Here is a 19,513-nt window from a genome sequence, read left to right as displayed (position 1 = left end):
ACGCGGGCTCGGCCCCGGCGGCCACGGCTCCGGCGCCCGCGCACAGCACCGTCACCGCACGGCTCGACGGCCGCGGCGGCACCTGGCCGGTGCGGGAGGGCGAGTCGCTGCTGGAGACGGTGCTGCGCAACCGGCCCGACGCGCCCTACGCCTGCAAGGGCGGGGTGTGCGGGACCTGCCGGGCTTTCCTGGTCACGGGCGAGGTGCGCATGGACCGCAACTTCGCGCTGGAGACGGAGGAGACGCAGGCCGGGTATGTGCTGGCCTGCCAGTCGCATCCGCTGACGGAAAGGGTGGAGCTGGACTTCGACCGCTGAGACCCGCGGGACCGTTCCCTTCTCCTGAAACCTGTTCTATCTTGACGGACCGTCAGATCGCCTGACCGTCGGCACGCCAGACCGCCGGACCGCCAGACCGGCACACCGGCACACCGGCACACCGGCACACCGCCGGACGATCGGACGACCTGATGACCGGATCACCGGATCACCGGACCCGCCAGGAGGACAGGCCGTGGACTTCACCTTCAGCGAGGAGCAGCAGGCGGCGGCCGAGGCGGCCCGCGGGGTGTTCGCCGGGGTCGCGCCGGACGCGGTACCCAGTCCGGCGCTCACCACCGGCGCCGTCGCCGAGGGCTTCGACCGGGCGCTGTGGTCCCGGCTCGCCGACGCGGACCTGCTGAGCCTGCTGCTGGCCGAGGCGCACGGCGGGGCGGGCCTGGACGCCATCGCGCTGTGCCTGGTGCTGCGCGAGGCCGGCCGGGTACTGGCCCGGGTGCCGCTGCTGGAGCACTGCGCCGCCGCGGCGGCCGTGCAGGCCTACGGCAGCCCGGAGCTCGCGGACCGGCTGCTGGTCCGGGCGGGCCGGGGCGAGCTGGTGCTGACCGTCGCGGCACAGGGCCGTACCGGCCACGACCCGGCCGAACTGGCCGTCACCGCACGGCGGGAGGGGCGGACCTGGCTGCTGGAGGGGGTGCAGACGGCGGTGCCGTGGGCGTTCGACGCGGACCTGGTCGTCGTACCGGCGCACGTCGAGGGCACGGCCGGCGAGGGGGCCGTGCTGGCGCTGGTGCCGCGCGATTCGGACGGGCTGGTACTCGCCGAGCAGGTCTCCACCAGCGGTGAGCGGCTGGCCGAGCTGCGGCTGCGGTCCGTGCGGGTCGGGCCCGGTGAGGTGATCGAGGCCGACGGCGCCTGGGAGTGGCTGCGCGGTCTGCTGGTCACGGGCACCTGCGCGCTGGCGCTCGGGCTGGGCGAACGGGTGCTGCGGATGACCGGTGAGTACACCGGCAAGCGGGAGCAGTTCGGGTATCCGATCGCGACCTTCCAGGCGGTGGCCGTGCAGGCCGCGGACCGGTACATCGATCTGCGTGCCATGGAGGCCACCCTGTGGCAGGCCGCGTGGCGGATCGCCTCGGGGGCGCCGGGGGCGCTGCCCGTCGCCGGGGACGTCGCCGTGGCGAAGATCTGGGCGGCGGAGGGAGTACGGCGGGTGGTCCAGACGGCCCAGCACCTGCACGGCGGGTTCGGCGCGGACACCGACTACCCGCTGCACCGCTATCACGCCTGGGCCAAGCACCTGGAGCTCTCGCTCGGCCCGGCGGCGGCGTACGAGGAGGGGCTGGGCGACCTGCTGGCCACCCATCCCCTCGGCTGACCGGCGCCCGGCTGACCGGCGCCCGGGAGGCCGGGCATCAGGCGCCAGGACCCGGGGGGCCCAGAGGCCGGGCATCCAGGGCCGGGGACCGGGGACCGGGGACCGGGGACCGGGGGCCGGGGACCGGGGACCGGGGGCCGGGGACCGGGGACCGGGAGGCCCGGGGCTACAGGACGAAGCCCGGCTTGCCGTCGTCGGTGATGACGGGGCGGCCGGCCGCCTGCCAGTGCTGCATGCCGCCGTCGACGTTCACCGCGTCGACGCCCTGCTGGACCAGGTACATGGTGACCTGGGCGGAGCGGGCGCCCGAGCGGCAGATGACGTGGACGCGTCCGTCCTGCGGGGCGGCCTCGGTCAGCTCGCCGTAGCGGGCCACGAACTCGCTGAGGGGAATGTGCAGGGCTCCCCCGGCGTGGCCCGCCTGCCACTCGTCGTCCTCGCGGACGTCCAGCAGGAAGTCGCCGTCCTTGAGGTCCGCGACCTGGACCGTGGGCACACCAGCTCCGAAATTCATGGCTCCGACGCTACCCGAAGCGAGGGGCGGGTCAGTCCTGCCCCAGCAGGGCGGCCAGTTCCGCCTCCCGCTGGGTGATGTCGGCGCGCAGCCGGCCGGCGATCTCGTCGAGCAGTCCGTCGGGGTCGTCCGGCGCGAGGCGGAGCATGCCGGCGATCGCGCCGTCCTCCAGTTCGCGGGCGACGAGGGTGAGCAGTTCCTTGCGCTGGGCGAGCCATTCGAGGCGGGCGTACAGCTCCTCGGCGGGGCTGGGGCGGCGCTCCGGCGGTACCGGTCCGGCGGCCCACTCCTCGGCCAGCTCCCTGAGCAGGGCCTCGTCGCCACGGGCATAGGCGGCGTTGACCCGGCCGAGGAACTCCTCGCGCCGCTTCCGCTCCGCTTCCTCCTGGGCCAGGTCGGGGTGCGCCTTGCGGGCCAGCTCGCGGTAGAGCTTGCGGGCCTCCTCGCTGGGCCGCACCCGCTGCGGGGGGCGTACCGGCTGGTCGGTGAGCATGGCGACGGCCTCCGGGAACAGGCCGTCACCGTCCATCCAGCCGTGCAGCAGCTCCTCCACACCCGGGATCGGCGTCACCTGGGCACGGGCCTCAGCGGCGCGGCGGATGTCCTCGGGGTCGCCGGTGCGGGCGGCCTTCGCCTCGGCGATCTCCGCGTCCAGCTCCTCGATGCGGGTGTAGAGCGGGCCGAGTCGCTGTTCGTGGAGGCGGGCGAAGTTCTCGACCTCGACGCGGAAGGTCTCCACGGCGATCTCGTACTCGATCAACGCCTGCTCGGCGGCCCGTACGGCCTGTTCCAGCCGTTCCTCGGGGCGGGGGGCCTGGGACTGGCCGGCTTCCGGGGTTGTCACCCGCCCAGCGTAGCCGTTGCCCCGGCTCGGTCCGGGCGCGGTTCCCACGCTCCCGGCACACCACCCCTCGGCCTCCGGGGCACCACCCCTCGGACCCCGGCGAACCCCCCGCAAACCGTCCCACCCCCACCCGGGAACCCGCACCCCCGGTCCCCGGGAAGGGCCCCCTCACAGCCGCACCCCAGCCCCCAGCCCCCAGCCCCCAGGGGAACCCTCACAACCGCCCCTCGCCCCCCCGGAGCCCCCTCAGACCCCCAGCTCCGCCTCGATCCGCCCCGCCCTGATCCCCGCGACCAGCTCGGCGTGGTCCGCCTCCGTGCGGTCGGCGTAGGCGACGGCGAACGCGGCCATCGCCTCGTCCAGTTCCTCCTTCTTGCCGCAGTAGCCGGCGATCAGCCGGGGGTCGGCGCTGTGGGAGTGGGCGCGGGCCAGCAGGGCGCCGGTCATGCGGCCGTAGTCGTCGATCTGGTCGGCGGCGAGGGCGGCCGGGTCGACGCTGCCCTTGCGGTTGCGGAACTGCCGCACCTGGTACGGGCGCCCCTCGACGGTGGTCCAGCCCAGCAAGGTGTCGCTGACGACCTGCATCCGCTTCTGCCCGAGGACCACGCGGCGCCCCTCGTGCGGCACCGCGGGCGCCTCGAAACCGGCCGTGACCAGGTGCGGGACGAGCGCGGAGGGACGGGCCTCCTTCACCTGGAGGACCAGGGGCTCGCCCCGGTGGTCGAGGAGCAGGACGACGTAGGACCGGGTGCCGACGCTGCCGGTGCCGACCACTCGGAAGGCGACGTCGTGCACGGCGTGCCGGGCGAGCAGCGGGTGGCGGTCCTCGCCGAGGGTGTCGACGTACGACTCCAGGGACGCGGCGACCGCGGCGGCCTCCGCGTCCGGTACGCGGCGCAGCACCGGCGGCGCGGGCACGAACCGGCGTCCGCCGTCCGGCACCGACTCGGTCGACTTCGCGGCGAACCGCCCGCTGGTGTTGGCCCGGGCCTTCTCCGAGACCCGCTGGAGCGTGCCGAGCAGGTCGTGGGCGTCGGTGTGGGAGACCAGTTCCTCGTCCGCGATGGCGTTCCAGGCGTCGAGCGCGGGCAGCTTGGCGAGCAGCCGCATGGTACGGCGGTAGGCGCCGGCCGCGTCCTGGGCCGCGGCGCGGCAGGTGTCCTCGTCGGCGCCCGCCTCGCGGCCGGCGAGCACCAGCGAGGCCACGAGCCGCTTGAGGTCCCACTCCCAGGGGCCGTGCGCGGTCTCGTCGAAGTCGTTGAGGTCGATGACGAGGTCGCCGCGGGCGTCGCCGTACAGCCCGAAGTTGGCCGCGTGGGCGTCACCGCAGATCTGGGTGCCGATCCTGGTGGTGGGGGTGCGCGCGAGGTCGTACGCCATGAGTGCGGCGGAGCCGCGCAGGAAGGCGAAGGGGGTGGCCGCCATCCGGCCCACGCGCAGCGGGGTCAGTTCGGCGATGCGGCCGACGTTGGACTCGGCCACCGCGCTCACCGCGTCGGGGCGGGCGGCGTCCGGCTCCAGCGTGCGGTGGGCGGAGCGCGGCACACCCGCCCGGAGCGCCTTGCCCTCCTCCTTCGGCGAGCCCTGCGGCGGCCAGGTGGCGAACCCGCGCACCCGGGGCAGGCGGCGCGCGCCCCGGTCCGCCGCGTCCGTCGCTCCCACATCGGTTCCGGTCACCGCGACCGCCTTCCCCGCACGGCCCGCCGCCTTCGAACAGGCGACGGTACGAACATCAACTCGGGGAGACCGTACAGCCGGTGGCCGAAAACCGTCAGTACCCTGGGGAAAACTCCGCGCGCCCTCGGGCGAAGGCCCTGAAGACCCCCAAGGCCCTGAAGACCCCCAAGGCCCTGAAGACCCTCAGGGCCTTGAAGACCCTCAGGGCCTTGAAGACCCTGAAGGCTCTGAAGGTCCCTCTGTAGCCCGCCACCCGAGTGTCAGTGCCTCTTCGGCGCCGAAGCAGGTGAGCAGCCTCCATGCCGGCGCCGTCCAGGCGAACACCGCGTCCTGCCCGAACTCCCGTCCCAGCGCGCGCGCTTCGTCGTCGCTCAGGCCGACGACCGCCGCGCTCTCCTCGGTGTGCCGGCCGTCCGCGTCACCGCCGACAGCGGGCCACCACGGAAGTCCCCGCCGGCGCAGCAGGCCGAGCAGTCGCTGATGCGCGCGGTCGTTGTGCTGCCGGGAGGCGCGGGTGCCCCGGGGGTTGTGGGCCGTGACCACGTGGATGGTCTCCCCGTGCGGGACGGGGAACCGGCCCACCACCACCCCGGGCGGTGCCGGGGTGATGCGGACCGGTCCTCCGGGCAACTCCACGTCCACGACGGCCTGCTGGTAGAGGGCCCACTGGGGCGTGCCCGTGATCGGGATGCCTGCGGTCATGAGGGTCTCCGTCCGAGAGGGACCCCCTTACCCGCCGGGCAGGGAGATCCGCGCTTACCCCCACGGGACCGTGGGGGCCCGGTCTTCCCTGGAGGGCACCTTGCGCGGTGAGCGAGGTTGCCAGCCGACGCTCGTCCAGGGGCGCGATCGGCTTCGTGACCGAGGCGGATCTTGGCACGCGGCCCCGCGCCAAGTCCAGCGCAGGCCCCGTAGCTGACGTCACGTCTGCCGTCACATGACGGCCTTGTACCCCTTCCACCCGGTGGCGATCTTCACGCGGCCCCCGAACGAGCCCTTGCCGTAGCCGTTGTAGCGCCACACGGTGCCCGCGGTGTCACGGGCCACGAGGTCCGCGCGGCCGTCGCCGGTGAAGTCGCCCGCGCCGACGACCGCGTTGTAGGAGGCGCCCCAGTCGGCGAACACCTTGACGCGGGCCTTGAAGCCGCCCGTGCCCGTGGTGGTGGCCTCGTACCGCCACAGCTCGTCGGACTTGTCCTGGACGAGGAGGTCGCCGCGGCCGTCGCCGGTGAGGTCACCGGCGCCGACGATCTTCTTGTAGCCGGTCCAGCGGGAGGCGATCTTCGTGCGGGCGGAGAGCCTGCCGTTCGCCGCGCCCTTGAAGAGGTAGACGTCCCCGGTCGAGGACTGGCGGCCGATCAGGTCGGGCCGGCCGTCGCCGTCGACGTCGCCGGGTGAGGTCAGGACGTCGTACGCGTTCCAGCCGGAGGTGCCGAGCGAGGTGTACGGCGTGGCGGGCGTCGGGGCCTTGCCGCAGGCCGGGCGGTAGGCCCGCAGGGCGCCGCCGGTGCGGACCAGCACGTCGTTGCAGTGGTCGCCGTCCAGGTCGCCGAACGGCACGATCCGGGCGGTGGCCGGCCAGCCGGAGCCGGAGACCGTGCCGCCCAGCGTGCCCGTACCGGTGCCGCGCCGGACGGTGAGGGTGCCGGAGGAGCTGAGGGTGAGGACGTCACCGACCCCGTCGTTGCCGGCGTAGTCGCGCGGTGCCGCCGTTCCGGCGGTCACCTTGACGTCGCCGGAGAGGGTGAGCGCGGCGCCCTGGCCGTCGGCGGGCCGGGCGGTGAGGGTCCAGGCGTAGGCGCCGTTGGTGACCAGGCGGCCCGCGGTGTCCCTGCCGTCCCAGGCGGCCGTCAGCAGGCCCCGGGCCGTGCCGCCGGAGAGCGTACGGACGGTGGCGCCGGACGTCTTCCGGCGGACGGTCACCTTCCAGTCGGCGGCGGGCTTGGACAGCCACCAGGTGCCGGACCAGTTCGCGGAGCCCGCGGTGACCGTGGCGTCGACGGCCGTGAGGGGGGACGCCGGGACGCCGGCCGGTACGACGTGCACGCGCTGGTCGCGGTCGGCGTAGGCGACGCCGCCGCCGAAGCGGTCCACGGTCCAGCTGGTCCCGGCCCCGGTGTTCTCCTGGCCGAGGTCGGTCCAGTCGGCCAGCTCGCGGCTCGGCAGGTCGGTGTGACTGCCGTCGGCCGGCAGCCCGTTGTGCAGGTCGAGCAGCCTCAGCCCGCTGTCCGACTGGGTGCCGGAAACCCGCTCGACCAGGTATCCGTCCCCGAGCAGGACCCGGCTGTCCGGGGCGGTGGAGGTGCGCTTGGTCGTGCGGTCGTACAGGCCCGCGCCGTGTACGTCGCCCCAGGCGTCCCGGCAGACCCAGTAGACGAAGCGGCCCACGGCCTGGAGGTCGGACGGGGTGCAGCCGCCGCGGGTGGTGAAGGACTCGACGGCGGTTCCCGCGGGGAGCCGGGTGGCCGTGACCTTCCCGCCGCTCGCCGCGCCGCTCCACAGGGTGTTCCCCCACACGGCCGCGGCGACCCGGTCCCGCTTGAGCAGGACCTTGCCCGCCCCGGCGGTGGCGAACTCCCCGATGTACTGCTTGCCGGAGGAGGCGCCCTCGACGACGGCGTACCGCCCGGAGAGGTCCGTGAGCTCCGGGGAGTCGTCGCCGGTGTCGAGGGTCGGGCCCCAGTCGGCGGCGCCGTTGGCGCGCAGCATGGTCAGGCCGGACTCGGTGGAGTCGCGGCGGCCGTGGCGGCCGGTGCCGTCGGCGAACATCCGGATGCAGCGGGGCGTGGTCTCGTCGCAGAAGCCGTCCCAGCCGCTGACCAGGCCGTCCACGGTGGTCCGCGCGGGGCTCGGGGTGCCGCTCGTGGTGAGCCAGGTGCTGCGGTAGGCGCCGAGGATCGTGTGCGGCTGGTAGAGCGTGCTGTTGTCGGCCGTGGTGAGGATGCCGCTGCCGAGGGAGAGTCCGTGGACCTGCGCGGGCATCGGCTGTACGGCGGTCAGGCGGCTGCGGGTGACCGAGCCGTCGGCGCCCTGGGCGACCCGGTACACGCCCCAGTCGAGGTCGCCCCGGTCGACGTACGCCGCGGCGCCCGCCACCAGGACGGAGCCGTCCGGGGCCTGGACGAGCTGATGGGCGGCCGGATCCATGACCTTGGTCAGGGCGGTGTCCGAGCCGTCGGCCGTAAGGGCGAACAGGGGCTGGCCCCGGTACTGGTCGTCGCCCGGCGACATCGGCTCGACGCCCAGCAGTGCAGAGCCGACGACGCCGTAGGTGGCCTGGTACGTCAGCGAACTCGTCTCCAGGGTGCGGGGTGCGGCGGCCGGGTCGGCCCGGTCGAGCAGGTCCGCCTTGCCGCGTCCGGTGCGCAGTCGCAGCACCGAGCCGGGGCTCAGCCGGAAGCCGGTCACCTCCCATGCCTCCTGCGGATCGGGCCGGTCGGGCAGCGCCTCCGCCACGCCGGTGGCGAGGTCGACGATGCTCCAGTGGCTGCCGTCCTCCGTCTGGTAGCGCAGGATGACGGACCGTGCGTCACCGTCCTCGACGCGGATGCCGTGGGCACCGCCGGGCAGCCCCGTCACCGGCGTCCGGCGGACCTCGCCGTCGTCGGCCCTCAGGAGCTGGTAGGCGTCCGGGTTCGCGGCGAGGTCGCTCGTGCTGGTGAGCACGGTGTCGCCGAACGTGCCCTCGTACGTGTGGCCCTCGGGCACCGGCACCACCGCGCTGCCGGTGCCCGGCGTTCCCGCGCCCCGCACGAGCGTGACCTGCGCGTCCTCCTCCGAGTAGAGGGCGACGGTGTCCGACCCGTCCCCGTAGTGGCCGGGTTCGAAGGAGACGTCCCCGCGGTAGGAGCCGTTGTCGATGTCGTAGTGGAGCGGGACCGGCATGCGCTGGTCCAGCGCGGTGGTGGCGCCGGTGGCGTAGTCCGTCCACAGGAACCGGTCGTCGCCCTCCTGCACCCACAGGAAGCCGCTGGTCCCGGCGTTGAGGATCCAGGTGAACCGGGGGACGGCCCGCGCGGCGGCGGGCAGGACGAGTTCTCCCGCGACGACCGTGGGCGCGGCCGTCGCGGGCGTCGCGGCCGTCGCGGGCGTGTGCGCGAGGGGCAGGGCGAGGCCGAGCGCCGCCGCGAGGACGGCCGCGGTGCGTCGTGCCGGGTGTGATGCGGGCTGGGGTCTGTGCCGGTGCGTACCGGGTCGGGCCACCGTTCCTCCAGGGAGCAGGGGTGGCATGGGCGGAGGTACGGCAACGCTCTGGCATCCCCTCCGGCCCCCCGGCCGCTCCCCCCACGCACGCGTGCGGAGCAGGCTAACAGCATGGACATGACGCTCTCGGCGGGATGTCCGGGGAGTGTTCCAGGGGAAGAGCGGAGGCCCGGCACTCAGACCCCGGACCCTGCCCGTGACTTAGTTCACAGACGAGCCCGCACACACCGACACCTGGCTGTGCGATCCCCCACAACTCCGAACACAACGAGAAACGGGCCCCTGCCGTGACTTCCGTCACCGGCAGAGACCCGTCTCATCGGTTTCTCTGTGCGCGAGGGGGGAGTTGAACCCCCACGCCCTTGCGGGCACTGGAACCTGAATCCAGCGCGTCTGCCTATTCCGCCACCCGCGCATTGGGTGTGTCTTCCGTTCCCGGCCCTTTCGGCCCGGCCCCTTCCGACACCCAGAACATTAGCACGTCGGACGGGGTGGATTCACATCCCTTCCCCGCCGGTCCCGAGCCCCGGCGCGCGCGGCGTACCGCCTCAACGACGCGCCCGGCGAACGCCTCACGTATCAGGGAGGCGCGCTTCTCGTATCAACCTCGTACCGGTCCAGGCCATCTGCCCGGGAGGCGGACCGGGTCCGCAGCCGGGTGCGGGACACTGGACTTCGCGCGCCTCTACGATCCATGGCAGCAGGACACGCACCCGGGAGTTCGAAGGGGAGCCGCTGGGGGAACCGGCTGTTTGGCGGGCGCGTAGATACGATCAGTGAGCAGTACCCGCAGTACCCGGCAAGGCAGCGGCACAGAACAGGCAAGACGACGGCAGGGACGGAGGAGGTGCCCCATGGGAGTCCTGAAGAAGTTCGAGCAGCGTCTCGAAGGTCTGGTGAACGGCACCTTCGCCAAGGTCTTCAAGTCCGAGGTCCAGCCCGTGGAGATCGCCGGAGCACTCCAGCGGGAGTGCGACAACAACGCCACGATCTGGAACCGTGACCGGACCGTCGTGCCCAACGACTTCATCGTGGAGCTGAGCGCGCCGGACTACGAGCGCCTCAGCCCCTACTCCGGGCAGCTCGGCGACGAGCTGGCCGGCATGGTGCGCGACTACGCCAAGCAGCAGCGCTACACCTTCATGGGCCCGATCAAGGTCAACCTGGAGAAGGCCGACGACCTGGACACCGGCCTGTACCGGGTGCGCTCGCGCACCCTCGCCTCCTCCAGTAACCAGCAAGGGGCGCCGCAGGCTCCCGGCGCGCCGGGAGCCGGCCGCCCCGCGGCGGGCGCCCCCGGCGGCTACGGCTACCCGCCGGCCGCCCCGCCCGCCGGCGCGCCCCCGATGCCGTCCGCACCGCCGCCCGGCACCCGCCCCGGCGGCTACGGTTACCCGCAGCCCGCCACACAGCGGCCGGCCGCGGCCCCGACGAGCGGCGCGCGCACCCGCTACTGGATCGAGATCAACGGCACCCGCCACCAGATCTCCCGCCCGACGCTGGTGCTGGGCCGCAGCACCGACGCCGACGTGCGGATCGACGACCCCGGCGTGTCCCGCCGGCACTGCGAGATCCGGACCGGAACGCCCTCGACGATCCAGGATCTCGGCTCCACCAACGGCATCGTGGTGGACGGGCAGCACACCACCCGCGCTACGCTCCGCGACGGCTCGCGGATCGTCGTGGGCAGCACCACCGTTATCTATAGGCAAGCCGAAGGGTGAAGCGGGGGCAATGTCAGAGCTGACCCTCACGGTCATGCGGCTGGGTTTCCTGGCCGTACTGTGGCTGTTCGTGATCGTGGCCGTGCAGGTCATCCGGAGCGACCTGTTCGGTACGCGTGTCACCCAGCGCGGATCGCGTAGGGAAGCGGCCCGGCCGCAGCAGACGGGCCGGCAGCAGACCCGGCAGCAGGCCGCGCCCCCGCCGCAGCGCGGCCAGCAGGGCGGCGGCGGCCGGCGAGGCCGCAACGCCCCCACCAAGCTGGTGGTGACCGAGGGCACACTCACCGGCACCACCGTCGCGTTGCAGGGCCAGACGATCACCCTGGGCCGGGCGCACGACTCCACGATCGTGCTGGACGACGACTACGCCTCCAGCCGCCATGCCAGGATCTACCCGGACCGTGACGGCCAGTGGATCATCGAGGATCTCGGTTCCACCAACGGCACCTACCTGGACCGGTCCCGGCTGACGACCCCCACACCGATCCCGCTGGGCGCGCCGATCCGCATCGGCAAGACCGCAATCGAGCTGCGGAAGTAGTGCTACGTCATGAATGAGCGCGAGCGGAGCGAGCACGCAGCGGCAGACCGTCACCCGGTCTCCGGCGCGCTCCCGACCGGAGGGTGGGCAGTGTGGCTCGACACGACCGGCTGCATTCGGAGCCGACGGGCGAGGTGCGCATGAGTCTGTCACTGCGCTTCGCCGCCGGATCGCACAAGGGCATGATCCGGGAGGGCAACGAGGACTCCGGTTACGCCGGTCCGCGCCTGCTCGCCATCGCCGACGGCATGGGCGGCCAGGCGGCGGGCGAGGTCGCCTCCTCCGAGGTGATCTCCACCCTGGTCACGCTCGACGACGACGTGCCCGGCTCCGACATCCTCACCTCCCTCGGCGTGGCCGTGCAGCGCGCCAACGACCAGCTGCGCGCCATGGTGGAGGAGGACCCCCAGCTCGAAGGCATGGGGACGACCCTTACCGCGCTGCTGTGGACCGGCCAGCGGCTCGGTCTCGTGCACGTCGGCGACTCGCGCGCGTACCTGCTCCGGGACGGTGTGCTCACCCAGATCACCCAGGACCACACCTGGGTGCAGCGGCTCGTGGACGAGGGCCGGATCACCGAGGAAGAGGCCACCACCCACCCGCAGCGCTCGCTGCTGATGCGCGCCCTCGGCAGCGGCGACCACGTCGAGCCCGACCTGTCGATCCGCGAGGTCCGGGCCGGCGACCGCTATCTGATCTGCTCCGACGGCCTGTCCGGCGTGGTCTCCCACCAGACGATGGAGGAGACCCTCGCCAGCTACCAGGGCCCGCAGGAGACCGTGCAGGAGCTCATCCAGCTCGCGCTGCGCGGCGGCGGCCCCGACAACATCACGGTCATCGTCGCCGACGTGCTCGACCTGGACACCGGTGACACCCTCGCCGGGCAGCTGTCCGACCAGCCCGTCGTGGTCGGCGCCGTCGCCGAGAACCAGAACCACCTGCACGACAACGGCATCATGCAGACCCCGGCGGGCCGCGCCTCCCACCTGGGCCGGCAGGGCCAGGGTCACGGCGGCGGCGAGTTCGGCCCGCCCGGCTCCGGCGACACCACCGGCTATGTCCCGGCCGACAGTTTCGGCGACTACGCCGACGACGACTTCACCAAGCCGCGCAAGCGGCGCAGATGGCTGAAGACCTCGCTCTACGGCGTCCTCGCCCTCGCCGTCGTCGGCGGCGGCCTGTACGGCGGCTACCGCTGGACGCAGACCCAGTACTACGTCGGCACCAAGGACGAGCACGTCGCGCTGTACCGCGGGATCAGCCAGGACCTGGCCTGGGTGTCGCTGTCGAAGGTGGAGAAGGACCACCCCGAGATCGAACTCAAGTACCTGCCGCCGTACCAGCAGAAGCAGGTGAAGGCGACGATCGCGGAGGGCGGTCTGGAGGCGGCCCGGACGAAGGTCCAGGAGCTCGCCGTGCAGGCCTCCGCCTGCCGCAAGCAGACCGAGCGCCAGGCGGCCGAGCGCGCGCGGGACGACGCCAAGAAAGGCCAGGACAAGACCGGCGGCGCCAACAGCTCCGGCGGCACCGGAACGTCCACGGGCACCACCACGCAGACCGCCTTCGTCAAGGCCTCCCCGACGCCGAACACGACCCCGAACCCGTCGGCCTCGAAGACGTCCCCGACGTCCCCTTCGAAGTCTCCGTCCACGACCCCGTCCGCGACCCCCAGCCCCGGCCCGACTCTCTCGGAGGACGAGCAGAAGGTCGTCTCGCTGTGCGGTAAGCAGTAGGCAAGCCGTGAGAGGCCCTGTCACACGATGAGCAGTACTACGAACTCGCCGACGCACCACACGTCCACGATCGGCGCGATCGGCGCGCCGAGCCGCCGCAACACCGAGCTGGCCCTGCTGGTCTTCGCCGTGGCCATCCCCGTGTTCGCCTACGCGAACGTGGGCCTGGCCATCGACGGCCAGGTCCCCGCGGGCCTGCTGAGCTACGGCCTCGGGCTCGGTCTGCTGGCCGGCGTCGCCCATCTCGTCGTACGGAAGTTCGCCCCGTACGCCGACCCGCTGCTGCTGCCGCTCGCCACCCTGCTCAACGGGCTGGGACTGGTGTGCATCTGGCGGCTGGACCAGTCCAAGCTGCTCCAGCAGATCCATGTCGCGGGCGGCAAGGCGACCAACCAGCTGATCTACACGGCGATGGGCATCGCGCTGTTCGTAGCGGTGCTGATCTTCCTCAAGGACCACCGCACCCTCCAGCGCTACACCTACATCTCCATGGTGGCCGCGCTGTTCCTGCTGCTCCTGCCGTTGGTCCCGGGCCTGGGCGCGGACGTGTACGGCGCCAAGATCTGGATCTCGATCGGCAGCTTCACCATCCAGCCCGGTGAGTTCGCCAAGATCGTGCTGGCGGTGTTCTTCGCCGGCTACCTGATGGTCAAGCGCGACGCGCTCGCGCTCGCCAGCCGCCGCTTCATGGGCATGTACCTGCCGCGCGGTCGCGACCTCGGCCCGATCCTCGTCGTCTGGGCGATCTCGATCCTCATCCTGGTCTTCGAGACCGACCTCGGTACGTCGCTGCTGTTCTTCGGCATGTTCGTGATCATGCTGTACGTCGCCACCGAGCGGACCAGCTGGATCGTCTTCGGTCTGCTGATGTCCGTCGCCGGCGCAATCGGCGTGGCCAGCTTCGAACCGCACATCAAGGTCCGTGTGCAGGCCTGGCTCGACCCGATGCGCGAGTACACGCTCAGCCGCACCCCCGGCGTCCCCGGTATCCACTCCGACCAGCTCCAGCAGGCCCTGTGGGCGTTCGGCTCCGGCGGCACCCTCGGCACCGGCTGGGGCCAGGGCCACTCCGAGCTGATCCGGTTCGCCGCCAACTCCGACTTCATCCTCGCCACCTTCGGCGAGGAGCTGGGCCTGGCCGGCGTCATGGCGATCCTGCTGATCTACGGCCTGATCGTGGAGCGCGGCGTGCGCACCGCCCTCGCCGCCCGCGACCCCTTCGGCAAGCTGCTCGCCATCGGCCTGTCCGGCGCCTTCGCGCTCCAGGTCTTCGTCGTGGCCGGCGGTGTGATGGGCCTCATCCCGCTGACCGGTATGACGATGCCGTTCCTCGCCTACGGTGGTTCGTCGGTCATCGCCAACTGGGCGCTGATCGGCGTGCTGATCCGCATCAGCGACACCGCCCGCCGCCCGGCGCCCGCCCCCGCCGCCAACCCCGACGCCGAGATGACCCAGGTGGTCCGCCCGTCATGAACAAACCCCTGCGCCGGATCGCGATCTTCTGCGGCCTCCTCGTCCTCACCCTGCTGCTGCGGGACAACTACCTCCAGTACGTCAGGGCAGACAAGCTCAAGGACGACCCGAACAACCGCCGCGTCACCATCGCCCGCTACGCCACTCCGCGCGGCGACATCATCGTGTCCGGCGGCGACCCGATCACCGGGTCCGCCCTGACCAGCAAGACCGGCCTGAACGACCTCAAGTACAAGCGGACCTACAAGAACGGCCCCATGTGGGCGCCGGTCACCGGCTACGCCTCGCAGGCCTTCGGCGCCACCCAGCTGGAGTCCATCGAGGACGGCATCCTCACCGGCAACGACGACCGGCTGTTCTTCCGCAAGACGCTGGACATGATCACCGGCAAGGAGCAGCAGGGCGGCAACGTCGTCACCACGCTCAACGCCGCCGCGCAGAAGGCGGCGTACGACGGTCTGAAGCAGCGCGGCGGCAAGGGCGCGGTCGTCGCCCTGGACCCCTCCACGGGCAAGATACTGGCGCTGGCCTCCTACCCGTCGTACGACCCCTCGTCGTTCGCGGGCAACACCAACGACGACGCCGCGGCCTGGAAGAAGCTCCAGAAGAAGTACAACCCCAACGACCCGATGCTGAACCGGGCGCTGCGCGAGACCTACCCGCCGGGCTCCACCTTCAAGGTGGTCACGGCCGCCGCGGCACTGGAGAACGGCAAGTACTCCTCGGCCGACGAGCGGACCGACTCGCCGCTGCCGTGGACCATGCCGGGCACCACGACCCAGCTGAAGAACGAGGGCAACATCCCGTGCGAGAACGCGACCATGCGGGTCGCGCTCCAGTACTCCTGCAACACCGTCTTCGGCAAGATCGGTTCCGACCTCGGCAACGACAAGATGCTCGCGGAAGCGAAGAAGTTCGGTTTCGACGCCGAGCAGTTCACCCCGGTCCGCTCCAGCGCCTCGGTGTTCTCGGACGACATGAACCAGTCGCAGACCGCGCTGTCCTCCATCGGCCAGTACAACACCGCCGCCACCCCGCTCCAGATGGCCATGGTCGCCTCGGCCGTCGCCAACGACGGCAAGCTGATGAAGCCGTACATGGTCGACTCGCTCCAGTCCTCCAACCTGGACCCGGTCGCCACGACCAAGCCGGAGGAGCTGAGCCGGCCGCTGTCGCCGAAGAACGCGCAGATCCTCCAGGACATGATGCAGACGGTGGTCGAGAAGGGCACCGGTACGCGGGCGAAGATCGACGGCGTCACGGTCGGCGGCAAGACCGGTACCGCCCAGCACGGTGTCGAGAACAGCGAGAACCCGTACGCCTGGTTCATCTCCTACGCCAAGCTCGGCGACGGCAGCTCGCCGGTCGCCGTGGCCGTGGTGATCGAGGACGAGAGCGCCAACCGCGACGACATCTCCGGTGGCGGTCTGGCCGCGCCGATCGCGAAGGACGTCATGAAGGCGGTCATCGACTCCAAGAAGTGACCGCCGTCGGCCACCGGAAGTGACGCCGCTCACACACCCTTCACATCGCCGCACGTTGCGATACCGGTCCTGTATCGGGTTACGGGCTTGGCCAGGTCACACACAGCGAGCCGGGTACGGTAGGCCCGGACGGCAGCCTCCGGCCGCGCACAGGGATGCGCGGCCGAGACCGACGGAGAGGGCTGGTAGGTAGCTATGGAAGAGCCGCGTCGCCTCGGCGGCCGGTACGAGCTGGGCCAGGTGCTCGGCCGCGGTGGCATGGCGGAGGTCTACCTCGCGCATGACACCCGGCTCGGCCGCACCGTGGCGGTGAAGACGCTGCGCGCGGACCTCGCGCGCGATCCGTCCTTCCAGGCCCGGTTCCGCCGGGAGGCCCAGTCGGCCGCCTCGCTCAACCATCCCGCGATCGTCGCGGTCTACGACACGGGCGAGGACTACATCGACGGGGTCTCCATCCCGTACATCGTGATGGAGTACGTCGACGGTTCCACGCTCCGCGAGCTGCTGCACTCCGGCCGCAAGCTGCTGCCCGAGCGCGCCATGGAGATGACCATCGGCATCCTCCAGGGGCTGGAGTACGCGCACCGCAGCGGCATCGTCCACCGGGACATCAAGCCGGCCAACGTCATGCTGACCCGCAACGGCCAGGTCAAGGTGATGGACTTCGGCATCGCCCGCGCCATGGGCGACGCCGGCATGACCATGACCCAGACCGCGGCGGTCATCGGCACCGCCCAGTACCTCTCGCCGGAGCAGGCGAAGGGCGAGCAGGTCGACGCCCGGTCGGACCTCTACTCGACCGGCTGCCTCCTGTACGAACTGCTGACGGTACGGCCGCCCTTCGTGGGCGACTCCCCGGTGGCCGTGGCCTACCAGCACGTCCGGGAGGAACCGCAGCCCCCGTCGGTCTTCGACCCCGAGATCACGCCCGAGATGGACGCGATCGTCCTCAAGGCGCTGGTCAAGGACCCCAACTACCGCTACCAGTCGGCCGACGAGATGCGCGCCGACATCGAGGCGTGCCTGGACGGCCAGCCGGTCGCCGCCACCGCCGCGATGGGCGCCGTCGGCTACGGCGGCTACCCCGACGACCAGGCGACGACCGCCCTGCGCTCGGAGCCGGGCGCGGCGGCGACCACCATGCTGCCGCCGATGAACCCCGACGACGGCGGCTACGGCTACGACGAGCGCCCGGACCGCCGCCGCCAGCAGAAGAAGTCCAACAGCTCCACGATCCTGCTGGTGGTCGCGGGCCTGCTGGTCCTGGTCGGCGCGATCCTGATCGGCATGTACGCGTTCGGCGGTGACGGCGGGGCCGACGGCAAGGTGCCCGTGCCGTCGTTCGTGGGCCAGCCGGAGAAGACGGCCCGCAAGATGGCCGCGAACGTCGACCTCAAGGTGGCGGTCACCAAGAAGCCCTGCGAGGACCAGGCCACGGGCAACGTCTGCTCCCAGGACCCGCAGCCGGACGAGAAGGTCGACAAGAACAGCACGGTCAACCTGGTGATCTCCACGGGCGCGCCCAAGGTCGCCGTGCCGGACGTGCGCGGCATCCAGTTCGACCAGGCCGAGGCCCAGCTCAAGGAGAAGGGCTTCGAGGTCGAGAAGAAGACCCAGGTGTCGGCCCAGACGCCCGACGTCGTCATCAGCCAGGACCCGGAGGGCGGCTCCAGCAAGGAGAAGGGCACCACGATCACCCTCACGGTCGCCAAGCCCGAGGAGAAGGTGACCGTCCCCGACGTCACCGGCAAGTCCTGCGACGAGGCGAAGGCCGAACTCCAGGCCAAGGGCCTCGCGCCGAACTCCAGCTGCACCGAAACCCCGGTGACGGACCCGGCTCAGGACGGCAAGGTCCAGAACACCAACCCGTCGGCGGGCCAGCAGGTCTCCAAGAACACGCCCATCGCGATCAATGTGGGCAAGGCGCAGCAACCGCAGCAGAAGCAGGTGCCGGACGTGACGAAGAAGACCGTGAAGGAGGCCCAGCAGATCCTGCAACAGCAGGGCTTCACGAACATCCAGGTCAACGGACCCGGTGACGACAAAGCGCAGGTCGTCTTCCAAACCCCGCAGCAAGGGACCCAGGCCGACCCAGGCAGCACCCAGATCGTCCTGACGACCGCGGACTTCGGCGGTGGCAACAACGGCGGCGACAACGGCGGCGGCTTCTTCGGCGGCATCGGCTGACACGCCAGGGCCCGCATGACGACGGCCCGTACGACCCGATAGGGGTCGTACGGGCCGTCACTCTATTCCCAGGACGTCGGCGATCAAGACCAAAGCGAGTGACATGCATCACCTCAGGGAAGTCCGCTATGGCCGTTACGCAGGTTTTGTTGATCTTGAAGCCTGCACGGCCTGGAGTCGAAAATTCTCACGCTCTCCTCATAAATCACCTGCCATACAGACAGGACAAAATGAATTCCGGCACGAGAAAAATCGCCACACTCGGTGCTTCACTGCTCGCAGTTTCCGGCATGAGCCTGATCGTGGCTCCAGCCGCTTCCGCCGCAGCTTCGTACAACGGGGCATGCGGGTCGGGATACAGCGTTGTCAATTCGGCGCGCATTTCCACGCTGGGCACGGTGTTCCTGACCTACAACTCCTCTACCGGTTACAACTGTGCCGTCGCTATCCGAGACACTCCGGACACCTCCAGCCCCGAGCAGATGATCGTGCGGCTGCAGCGAACCAACGACGTCTACAGCGCCAAGGTGGACTCGGGCAACTACAGCAGCTACGCAGGCCCCGTTTACGTCAATGGCGTGGGAGCCTGCATGGATTGGACGGGCATCATCGTCAAGAACAACCTCGCCTACGTTGGAGAAGGAAAAGCCACCAACTGCGGCTGAACAGCAGATAGACGCATAGGGCCGCGCTGACTCCCCTCCACCACGTAGAGCCCAGTCAGCGCAGTTCCTTCGGCGGCGTCCGCTCGCTGTCCACCTTCTCCACCCGGACCAGTTCCCCCCACACCACGTACCGGTAGCGGGAGGTGTAGACGGGGGTGCAGGTCGTCAGGGTGATGTAGTGGCCCGGCTTCTTCCTGCCGGACTCCTTGGGGACGGCGGAGAGGGCCTTCACGTTGTACTTCGAGGTCTCGGGGAGGATCGAGTAGACCTTGTAGACGTACCAGTCGTCCCGCGTCTCGAAGACGATCGGGTCGCCCTTCCTCAGCTTGTCGATGTTGTGGAACTTCGCGCCGTGCCCGTCCCGGTGGGCGGCGAGGGCGAAGTTGCCGGCCTTGCCCGTGGTGGGGAGCGTGGCCTTGACGGGGTCCGTGTAGTAGCCGGCCACACCGTCGTTGAGGACGTCCGTTCCGGTGCCCTTCTCGACCAGTACCTCGCCGTTGTGCATCGCGGGCACGTGCAGGAACCCGATGCCGTCCTTGGTGTCGAGCGCGCCGGGACCGGACTCCTGGGGCTCGGCCCAGTGCTCGCGCACCTTGTCGGCCTGCCGGTCCGCCTTGCGGTCCGCTATCACGTTCGTCCACCACAGCGAGTAGACGACGAACAGGCCGAGCAGCACGCCCGCCGTGATGAGGAGTTCCCCGAAGACGCTGACCGCCAGCGCGATCCGGCCGGGGCGCCGGCGGGGAGCCGGTTCCGGTTCGGACGCGTCCGTGGTCTCTTCGGTCTCGTCGGCGGTCGCTGCCACTGTGTCC

The 19,513-nt window shown here is 71.3% G+C and carries 15 protein-coding genes, 1 tRNA gene and 1 riboswitch; of the genes, 9 read left to right on the top strand and 7 right to left on the bottom strand.

Annotated features, from left to right (window positions below; translation table 11 throughout):
• Positions 1-317: 2Fe-2S iron-sulfur cluster-binding protein (locus IE273_RS31250; RefSeq protein WP_189818513.1), on the top strand; the 317-nt coding region annotated here is incomplete at its 5' end.
• A gap of 196 nt (positions 318-513) precedes the next feature.
• The gene (locus IE273_RS31245; protein ID WP_189818512.1) at positions 514-1,656 is read left to right on the top strand and encodes an acyl-CoA dehydrogenase family protein; all 1,143 of its coding nucleotides are present in this window, start codon (positions 514-516) and stop codon (positions 1,654-1,656) included.
• 166 nt (positions 1,657-1,822) lie between these two features.
• On the opposite strand, the gene IE273_RS31240 is transcribed toward IE273_RS31245, so the two are convergent.
• The 6 genes from IE273_RS31240 to IE273_RS31215 all read right to left on the bottom strand — a co-directional run bounded on the left by IE273_RS31240 (position 1,823) and on the right by IE273_RS31215 (position 9,309).
• On the bottom strand, positions 1,823-2,152 hold the full coding sequence (locus IE273_RS31240; RefSeq protein WP_189818525.1) for a rhodanese-like domain-containing protein: 330 nt from the start codon (positions 2,150-2,152) through the stop codon (positions 1,823-1,825).
• A gap of 49 nt (positions 2,153-2,201) precedes the next feature.
• Complete coding sequence (locus IE273_RS31235; RefSeq protein WP_189818511.1) at positions 2,202-3,014, bottom strand: hypothetical protein; 813 nt, start codon at positions 3,012-3,014, stop codon at positions 2,202-2,204.
• A gap of 246 nt (positions 3,015-3,260) precedes the next feature.
• Entirely contained in the window at positions 3,261-4,691 is a 1,431-nt protein-coding gene (locus IE273_RS31230) for a DUF2252 domain-containing protein (RefSeq protein ID WP_189818510.1), read from the bottom strand.
• 201 nt (positions 4,692-4,892) lie between these two features.
• A complete protein-coding gene (locus IE273_RS31225) occupies positions 4,893-5,393 on the bottom strand; it encodes a DUF3293 domain-containing protein (protein ID WP_189818509.1) in 501 nt (166 codons plus the stop codon).
• Positions 5,394-5,438: 45 nt separating this feature from the next.
• Positions 5,439-5,554: riboswitch (SAM riboswitch) on the bottom strand.
• Between the two features lie 70 nt (positions 5,555-5,624).
• On the bottom strand, positions 5,625-8,894 hold the full coding sequence (locus IE273_RS31220) for an FG-GAP-like repeat-containing protein (RefSeq protein WP_229887727.1): 3,270 nt from the start codon (positions 8,892-8,894) through the stop codon (positions 5,625-5,627).
• A 331-nt stretch (positions 8,895-9,225) separates the two neighbouring features.
• Positions 9,226-9,309, bottom strand: a tRNA-Leu gene (locus tag IE273_RS31215).
• Positions 9,310-9,748: 439 nt separating this feature from the next.
• Here IE273_RS31215 and IE273_RS31210 point away from each other — a divergent pair.
• The 7 genes from IE273_RS31210 (at position 9,749) to IE273_RS31180 (ending at position 18,701) form a co-directional block, all read left to right on the top strand.
• On the top strand, positions 9,749-10,618 hold the full coding sequence (locus tag IE273_RS31210) for an FHA domain-containing protein (protein ID WP_189818507.1): 870 nt from the start codon (positions 9,749-9,751) through the stop codon (positions 10,616-10,618).
• A gap of 10 nt (positions 10,619-10,628) precedes the next feature.
• Complete coding sequence (locus IE273_RS31205) at positions 10,629-11,159, top strand: FHA domain-containing protein FhaB/FipA (RefSeq protein WP_014673804.1); 531 nt, start codon at positions 10,629-10,631, stop codon at positions 11,157-11,159.
• A gap of 140 nt (positions 11,160-11,299) precedes the next feature.
• Positions 11,300-12,892, top strand: a complete 1,593-nt coding sequence (locus IE273_RS31200; RefSeq protein ID WP_189818506.1) for a Stp1/IreP family PP2C-type Ser/Thr phosphatase — start codon at positions 11,300-11,302, stop codon at positions 12,890-12,892.
• A gap of 27 nt (positions 12,893-12,919) precedes the next feature.
• Positions 12,920-14,365, top strand: a complete 1,446-nt coding sequence (locus tag IE273_RS31195; protein WP_189818505.1) for an FtsW/RodA/SpoVE family cell cycle protein — start codon at positions 12,920-12,922, stop codon at positions 14,363-14,365.
• Positions 14,362-15,849 carry a peptidoglycan D,D-transpeptidase FtsI family protein gene (locus IE273_RS31190; RefSeq protein WP_189818504.1) on the top strand — a complete coding sequence of 496 codons (1,488 nt, stop codon included), beginning with the start codon at positions 14,362-14,364 and terminating at the stop codon, positions 15,847-15,849. The genes IE273_RS31195 and IE273_RS31190 overlap by 4 nt, the downstream gene beginning before the upstream one ends.
• Before the next feature lie 195 nt (positions 15,850-16,044).
• Positions 16,045-18,036, top strand: a complete 1,992-nt coding sequence (gene pknB / locus IE273_RS31185; protein ID WP_189818503.1) for a Stk1 family PASTA domain-containing Ser/Thr kinase — start codon at positions 16,045-16,047, stop codon at positions 18,034-18,036.
• Between the two features lie 230 nt (positions 18,037-18,266).
• Positions 18,267-18,701 (top strand): spore-associated protein A, encoded by a 435-nt coding sequence (locus IE273_RS31180; protein ID WP_189818502.1) that lies wholly within the window; start codon positions 18,267-18,269, stop codon positions 18,699-18,701.
• A 55-nt stretch (positions 18,702-18,756) separates the two neighbouring features.
• Here IE273_RS31180 and IE273_RS31175 read toward each other — a convergent pair whose 3' ends face one another.
• A complete protein-coding gene (locus IE273_RS31175; protein WP_189818501.1) occupies positions 18,757-19,506 on the bottom strand; it encodes a class E sortase in 750 nt (249 codons plus the stop codon).
• Between the last annotated feature and the right edge of the window lie 7 nt (positions 19,507-19,513).

The organism is Streptomyces olivaceoviridis, assembly GCF_014650115.1.
GTDB lineage: Bacteria > Actinomycetota > Actinomycetes > Streptomycetales > Streptomycetaceae > Streptomyces > Streptomyces olivaceoviridis.
Note: the sequence above shows the minus strand (reverse complement) of the source record. Positions and strands in the feature narration are given on the sequence as shown.